Genomic DNA, 5,310 nt, shown 5'->3' on the forward strand with positions numbered 1-5,310 from the left:
ACGGGTAAAGGTATCAAAGCGACGACGCATTAAATGGTGCAGTGAAAAGCCGATTAACGGCAGCGTAATAGTGAATAAGATCATCATTAAATGCTGACCATCATCCAATAACAGCACGGTTAATACCGGCGGCGTGATGTGTAAACAAAATGCGATCAAATAATCACTCAGCGCAATTGCACTGATAAAGAAAACGCTTAACAGGCTGATAATTAAAAAGCTGCCATCAAAATAGTAAACCAGATGATATCTGTGGTTAATATGCCACGCCCATAGCGCACCCAATATAAAAGCCACAGGATTTAATAGCGGTAATTTTTGTTTTGACGCCATTAAACAAATAACCAGCAGCGTGGAGCTGAAGCCCGCCACAACGGCCACCGGCAGCGAGCGAATTGGGCTGTCACTGCCTAAAATCGGCAGCAGGCAAAAAAGCGAAACGGCGACATTAAGAAACAGAAATAGCATCAGCGACAGCCGATATTTACTCTGTTTCAACTCATCATAAGATTGTAATTTCATTATTATTCTCGTGACAGCCCTGATATATCAAAGCGCTACCCGTAAGTAATAGTTTACCTACCCGGATAGAGAGCACGTTATTGTTGTGTTAGCGATATTGTTATCGGCGGCAATTTAGCATTTTCCAGTAATTCTGTCATCCGGCATGGCTTGCGACAAAAAATTCGCTGCAGGATGAGAAATATTATCATATGATAATGCGAATATTTATCATCTGAGGGTTGCGCAATGATCATGGCGATAATGGCCGCCTGCGGACTGTGGGGCGTGAGCTGGATAATGGGTAAACGTCTGGATAGCGGCTGGGGCGTGTTATTACCCTGCGCAGCGATGCCGGTTTTCGCGTTATGGGAACCGAGTTTCAGTCAATGGCGGGTGGTAATGATTGTGGCGCTGCTGCTGACCGTGGTGATGCTGTTTCACCATCGCCTGCGTCACTATTTATTGCTGCCGTCTTGTCTGGCATTGGCAGGCGGATTAGCGGCGGTGTCGGTCAATTTCCACGTCATCTGATCAAATCGCAGAAACGACAACATCACGCTGAGAGCGTGAAGTTCGTTGAAATCTTTTTGGGAATTTACTGCTCGAAAGGAGTGACAACTGTTGGTGCGAAGGGAGGGACTTGAACCCTCACGTCCGTAAGAACACTAACACCTGAAGCTAGCGCGTCTACCAATTCCGCCACCATCGCATCTTAGTTGTCTGTTTATATCGTCGCATTGGTGCGAAGGGAGGGACTTGAACCCTCACGTCCGTAAGAACACTAACACCTGAAGCTAGCGCGTCTACCAATTCCGCCACCATCGCAAACTAACAACACCCTAAAGTATTGCTAACCACGGAGGCGCATTTTAGAGATTTTACTCATTGCGTCAACACATATTTCGCGACGGCAAAACGATCGCTGTAAAAAGCAACGTTTCTGCCGCCGCGCTTGAATTAACGCGTTTTGGCACCGCGACCGTATACGGCGCGATAGACTTTGAAACGTCCGGTTTGCGCCAGCACTTCGTGGTTGCCGAAGGTTTCATCGAGAATTTGCGGATACGGCAGGAAGGCGTTAGCCACGATACGCAGTTCGCCGCCGCTGTTCAGATGCTTAAGCGCACCGCGAATCAGCGTGTTGGCCGCTTCAAGGCTGGTTTGCAGGCCATCGTGGAACGGCGGGTTGGAGATGATCATGTCAAAACGGCCGGTAACGTCCGAGAACACGTTACTGGCAAACACTTCACCTTCCAGTTCGTTGGCGGCCAGCGTGGCTTTACTCGCTTCAATCGCAGCAGCATGCACATCACACAGCCACAGACGCACGCGCGGCGACACTTTCGCCATCACGGTCGCCAACACGCCGCTGCCACAACCGATATCCAACACTTTGCCACGGAAGTGCGGCGTCAGCGTGGAGAGCAGCAGATCGCTGCCGATATCCAGTCCATCGCGGCTGAATACGCCCGGCAAGGTATGGATGGTGAGATCCTCGAGCTGATAGGTATTGCCGTAGCTGCTGGCATCAAAGGTCGGCTGCTTATCGAGACGACCGTGATACAGGCCGCAACGACGCGCGCTATCGACTTTCTCCAGCGTCGCCCACTCTTCCAGCATGCCTTCGGCGCTGCGCACGCCGCTGCGGTTTTCACCCACCACGAAGATATCGCAGCCAACCGGCAGCAGAGAGAGCAGGTTTTGCAGCTGGTACTGCGCTTCGGGTTTGTTTTTCGACCAGTAATAAACCAGCGTATCGCAGCCTTCAACATCGGCAGCGGTTGCGACCATGCTGTAAACCGCACGTTCACCAAGGCGATGGCTAAGGTTCTGCCAGTGATGATATTGCTGGGTATGCACGCGGCTCGACGCGGTTTCTAGCTGGGCGGGCAGGTCATCCTGCAAGTCGCCAGCGAACAATACGTGGCGGGCGGTAAATTCATCACTGTGGCGCAGAATCACTTCGCTGGCCGGGGTAAAAGCAGACATGGAACGCTCCTGTTAAATCAGAGCGACGATTATATACACGTCATACTTCAAGTTACAGGTGCGTTGGCTGCTCTCGCTCACCCGAATCACTTACCTGAAGTAAGCTTATCGGGCCTCACTCGTTTGCCGCCTTCCTGTATCTCGAATTATTTTGTGTATGGTGCTTTGTTGGCGCATGTTCGATGGGTTTGCTAGCATAGCGTCGCATTCTGGCAGCATAACGGGTAATAGCATGAGCACAAGGCGCGACTGGCTTCTACAGCAAATGGGGATTACGCAGTACCAGCTGCGGCGTCCGCGCGTGCTGCAAGGGGAAATTGCCGTCACGCTTTTGCCCGACACACGTTTGGTTTTGGTGGCTGAACAGGCACCCACGCTACAAGAACCGCTGATTCGCGACGTGCTGCGCGCGCTGAACCTTCAACCCGCGCAGGTGATGGCGTTAACGCCAGATCAGCTGCAAATGCTGCCGGAGCAGGTCGACTGCGCTGGCTGGCTGCTGGGCGTCGAAAGCGAACATCCCTTTAACGGCATTACCTTTAACACCGCCGTTTTCAATGAACTGATCAGCAGCGGCGCCGCAAAACGCGCCCTGTGGCAACAGATGTGTAACCATGACAGCCATCTCTTTAGTCACCCCTGAAGACCAGCCGCAGCTGCTGGCGATTGAGCGCCGCGCGCATGCCTTTCCGTGGAGCGAGCAGACGTTTAGTAGCAATCAAGGCGAACGTTTTGTTAATTTCCGCATTGAAGATGAAGATAAGCTGGCCGGATTCGCCATCACCCAGGTGGTGCTGGATGAAGCGTCGCTGTTCAACATTGCGGTGGATCCCGACTTCCAGCGTCGCGGCCTGGCGCGCCAGCTGTTGCAGCATCTGATTGCTGAACTCGAACAGCGCGACGTCATGACGCTGTGGCTGGAAGTGCGCGCCTCAAATACGCCAGCGATTGCGTTGTATGAGCAGCTGGATTTCCATCAGGTGAGCGTACGCCCCAACTATTATCCCACTGCCAGCGGACGAGAAGATGCCATCATTATGGCGCTAACCCTTTAAGGAGCACCATGCTAAACGATTGGGACTGCATCCTGTTTGATGCAGACGACACGCTTTTCCATTTCGATGCTTATGCCGGTTTGCAGCGCATGTTTGCCCGCTATGACGTGCAATTTTCCGCGCAGGATTACACCGATTATCAGGCGATCAACAAGCCGCTGTGGGTCGATTACCAGAACGGCACCATTTCCGCGTTGCAGCTGCAAACGCGCCGCTTCACCTTGTGGGGCGAAAAGCTCAGCGTCGCGCCGGAAGTCCTCAACAGCGATTTCCTCAGCGCGATGGCCGATATCTGCCTGCCGCTGGAGGGCGCAGCGCATCTGCTGGAGACGCTGAAAGGCAAGGTGAAAATCGCCATCATCACCAACGGTTTCACCGCGCTACAACAGGCGCGCCTTGAGCGCACGGGTTTCCGCGATGTGTTTGATGCGCTAGTGATTTCTGAAGAAGTTGGCGTACCGAAACCTGACGTGGCGATCTTTGACCACACGCTGGCCTTGCTGGGCAATCCGGATCGCAGCCGCGTGCTGATGGTCGGCGATACGCCGGAATCGGACATTCTCGGCGGCATGAATGCCGGCCTGAAGACTTGCTGGATCGATCATGGCACGCGTCCGTTACCGGATCACATCACGCCAACCTGGCAGGTTAAGACGCTGGCCGAACTGGAAGCGATTATTACCAAAGGTTAAAAGTATCTATTCATCGTTACCATCGTGATGATGCTAAGAAGCCCGCTGTGCGGGCTTTTTTTTATGTTATTATCTATGCATAAATCTATTCACGAATCTATTCATCATGCAGGGTGAGGGCAATGGCTGATCTACAAAGTTTGCTGCTGGAAGGGCCGCTTAGCGCTGCGGATCTGCTGGCTCGATTGCATATCAGCCAGGCCACGCTTTCACGCCAACTGCGTCAGCAGCCGCAGATTGTGAAATGGGGCAAAGCGCGCGCGACGCGTTATGCCTTACTGCGGCCAATCCGAGGTGAAAGCCGTTTCCCGCTGTATCGTATTTCTGCAGGAGGTCAGGCATCGCCCGCTGGGATTCTCTTGCCAACCTGGCCGCAGGGCAGTTGTCTGCATCTGGACCCGCACGATCAAGGCCGCTTTTACGATGGCTTGCCGTGGTTCTTGCAGGAGATGCGTCCGCAGGGGTTTCTGGGCCGACAATGGGGCCGGGAATATGCGCCACAGCTTGGGCTGACTGACGATATTCGTCTCTGGAGTGACGAGCAGTGTCTGATGGCGCTGGCGAAGGGTGGTATTGATATGCCGGGCGCTTTTATGGTTGGTGACATGACTTATCAGCGTTGGCTGCAACAGCCTGCACCGCAAGCCATCAGCGAGGCGCAAAAAATCGCGCGCTATCCGCAGATGGCCGAGCAGGCGCTGAGCGGAGATGAACCGGGCTCATCGGCTGGCGGCGAACAACCGAAATTCCTGTGCTATGCCGCAACGGCGAATGGCGATCGCCATTGTCTGGTGAAATTTACCGCCGCGCGCCAAAGTGATAATGCTGAGCGCTGGCGTGATTTGTTACGTGCGGAGCATCTGGCGTTGCAGCATTTACTGGCGGCGGGATTGCCTGCCGCACATAGCCAGCTAATCGATAGCGAAGGACAGTTGTTCCTCGAAGTGCAGCGTTTTGATCGTATTGATCAACGTGGTCGACGCTGCATGAGTTCGCTGGAAGCGGTGAGCGCAGAGTTTATCGGTAATCAACAACATTGGCCGGATGCGCTACGTGAGTTGCAGCGTCAG

6 protein-coding genes, 2 tRNA genes and 1 pseudogene are annotated in these 5,310 nt (G+C 53.6%); 5 read left to right on the plus strand and 4 right to left on the minus strand.

Annotated features, from left to right (window positions below; genetic code table 11):
- Positions 1 to 522 (minus strand): annotated as a pseudogene (locus RTY00_RS18995) (GGDEF domain-containing protein); the annotation flags it as partial.
- Positions 523 to 750: 228 nt separating this feature from the next.
- On the opposite strand from RTY00_RS18995, the gene RTY00_RS19000 reads away from it, so the two are divergent.
- Positions 751 to 1,035 (plus strand): DUF1435 domain-containing protein, encoded by a 285-nt coding sequence (locus tag RTY00_RS19000; RefSeq protein ID WP_008107719.1) that lies wholly within the window; start codon positions 751 to 753, stop codon positions 1,033 to 1,035.
- A 91-nt stretch (positions 1,036 to 1,126) separates the two neighbouring features.
- Here the strand turns inward: RTY00_RS19000 and RTY00_RS19005 are convergent.
- From RTY00_RS19005 to rsmC, 3 genes are all read right to left on the minus strand, one after another.
- Positions 1,127 to 1,213, minus strand: a tRNA-Leu gene (locus tag RTY00_RS19005).
- Between the two features lie 29 nt (positions 1,214 to 1,242).
- Positions 1,243 to 1,329: transfer RNA gene (locus RTY00_RS19010), tRNA-Leu, on the minus strand.
- Positions 1,330 to 1,461: 132 nt separating this feature from the next.
- A complete protein-coding gene (rsmC, locus tag RTY00_RS19015) occupies positions 1,462 to 2,493 on the minus strand; it encodes a 16S rRNA (guanine(1207)-N(2))-methyltransferase RsmC (protein ID WP_008101784.1) in 1,032 nt (343 codons plus the stop codon).
- A gap of 232 nt (positions 2,494 to 2,725) precedes the next feature.
- Between rsmC and RTY00_RS19020 the strand changes: the two genes are divergently transcribed.
- The 4 genes from RTY00_RS19020 to yjjJ form a co-directional block, all read left to right on the plus strand.
- Entirely contained in the window at positions 2,726 to 3,136 is a 411-nt protein-coding gene (locus tag RTY00_RS19020) for a DNA polymerase III subunit psi (RefSeq protein WP_036647611.1), read from the plus strand.
- Positions 3,108 to 3,548 (plus strand): ribosomal protein S18-alanine N-acetyltransferase, encoded by a 441-nt coding sequence (gene rimI, locus RTY00_RS19025; RefSeq protein WP_312665515.1) that lies wholly within the window; start codon positions 3,108 to 3,110, stop codon positions 3,546 to 3,548. The genes RTY00_RS19020 and rimI overlap by 29 nt, the downstream gene beginning before the upstream one ends.
- A gap of 8 nt (positions 3,549 to 3,556) precedes the next feature.
- The gene (gene yjjG, locus RTY00_RS19030) at positions 3,557 to 4,240 is read left to right on the plus strand and encodes a pyrimidine 5'-nucleotidase (protein WP_154193064.1); all 684 of its coding nucleotides are present in this window, start codon (positions 3,557 to 3,559) and stop codon (positions 4,238 to 4,240) included.
- Between the two features lie 122 nt (positions 4,241 to 4,362).
- A partial coding sequence (yjjJ, locus tag RTY00_RS19035) for a type II toxin-antitoxin system HipA family toxin YjjJ (RefSeq protein WP_312665516.1) occupies positions 4,363 to 5,310 on the plus strand: 948 nt, incomplete at its 3' end.

Origin of the sequence: Pantoea sp. CTOTU49201 (genome assembly GCF_032054795.1) — a bacterium.
GTDB classification, from domain to species: domain Bacteria; phylum Pseudomonadota; class Gammaproteobacteria; order Enterobacterales; family Enterobacteriaceae; genus Pantoea; species Pantoea symbiotica.

Excerpts from the sequence above, each read along its gene's own strand:
- RTY00_RS19000 (WP_008107719.1), top strand. The coding sequence starts at position 751 with ATGATCATGGCGATAATGGCCGCCTGCGGACTGTGGGGCGTGAGCTGG.
- rsmC (WP_008101784.1), bottom strand. The coding sequence starts at position 2,493 with ATGTCTGCTTTTACCCCGGCCAGCGAAGTGATTCTGCGCCACAGTGAT.
- RTY00_RS19020 (WP_036647611.1), top strand. The coding sequence starts at position 2,726 with ATGAGCACAAGGCGCGACTGGCTTCTACAGCAAATGGGGATTACGCAG.
- rimI (WP_312665515.1), top strand. The coding sequence starts at position 3,108 with ATGACAGCCATCTCTTTAGTCACCCCTGAAGACCAGCCGCAGCTGCTG.
- yjjG (WP_154193064.1), top strand. The coding sequence starts at position 3,557 with ATGCTAAACGATTGGGACTGCATCCTGTTTGATGCAGACGACACGCTT.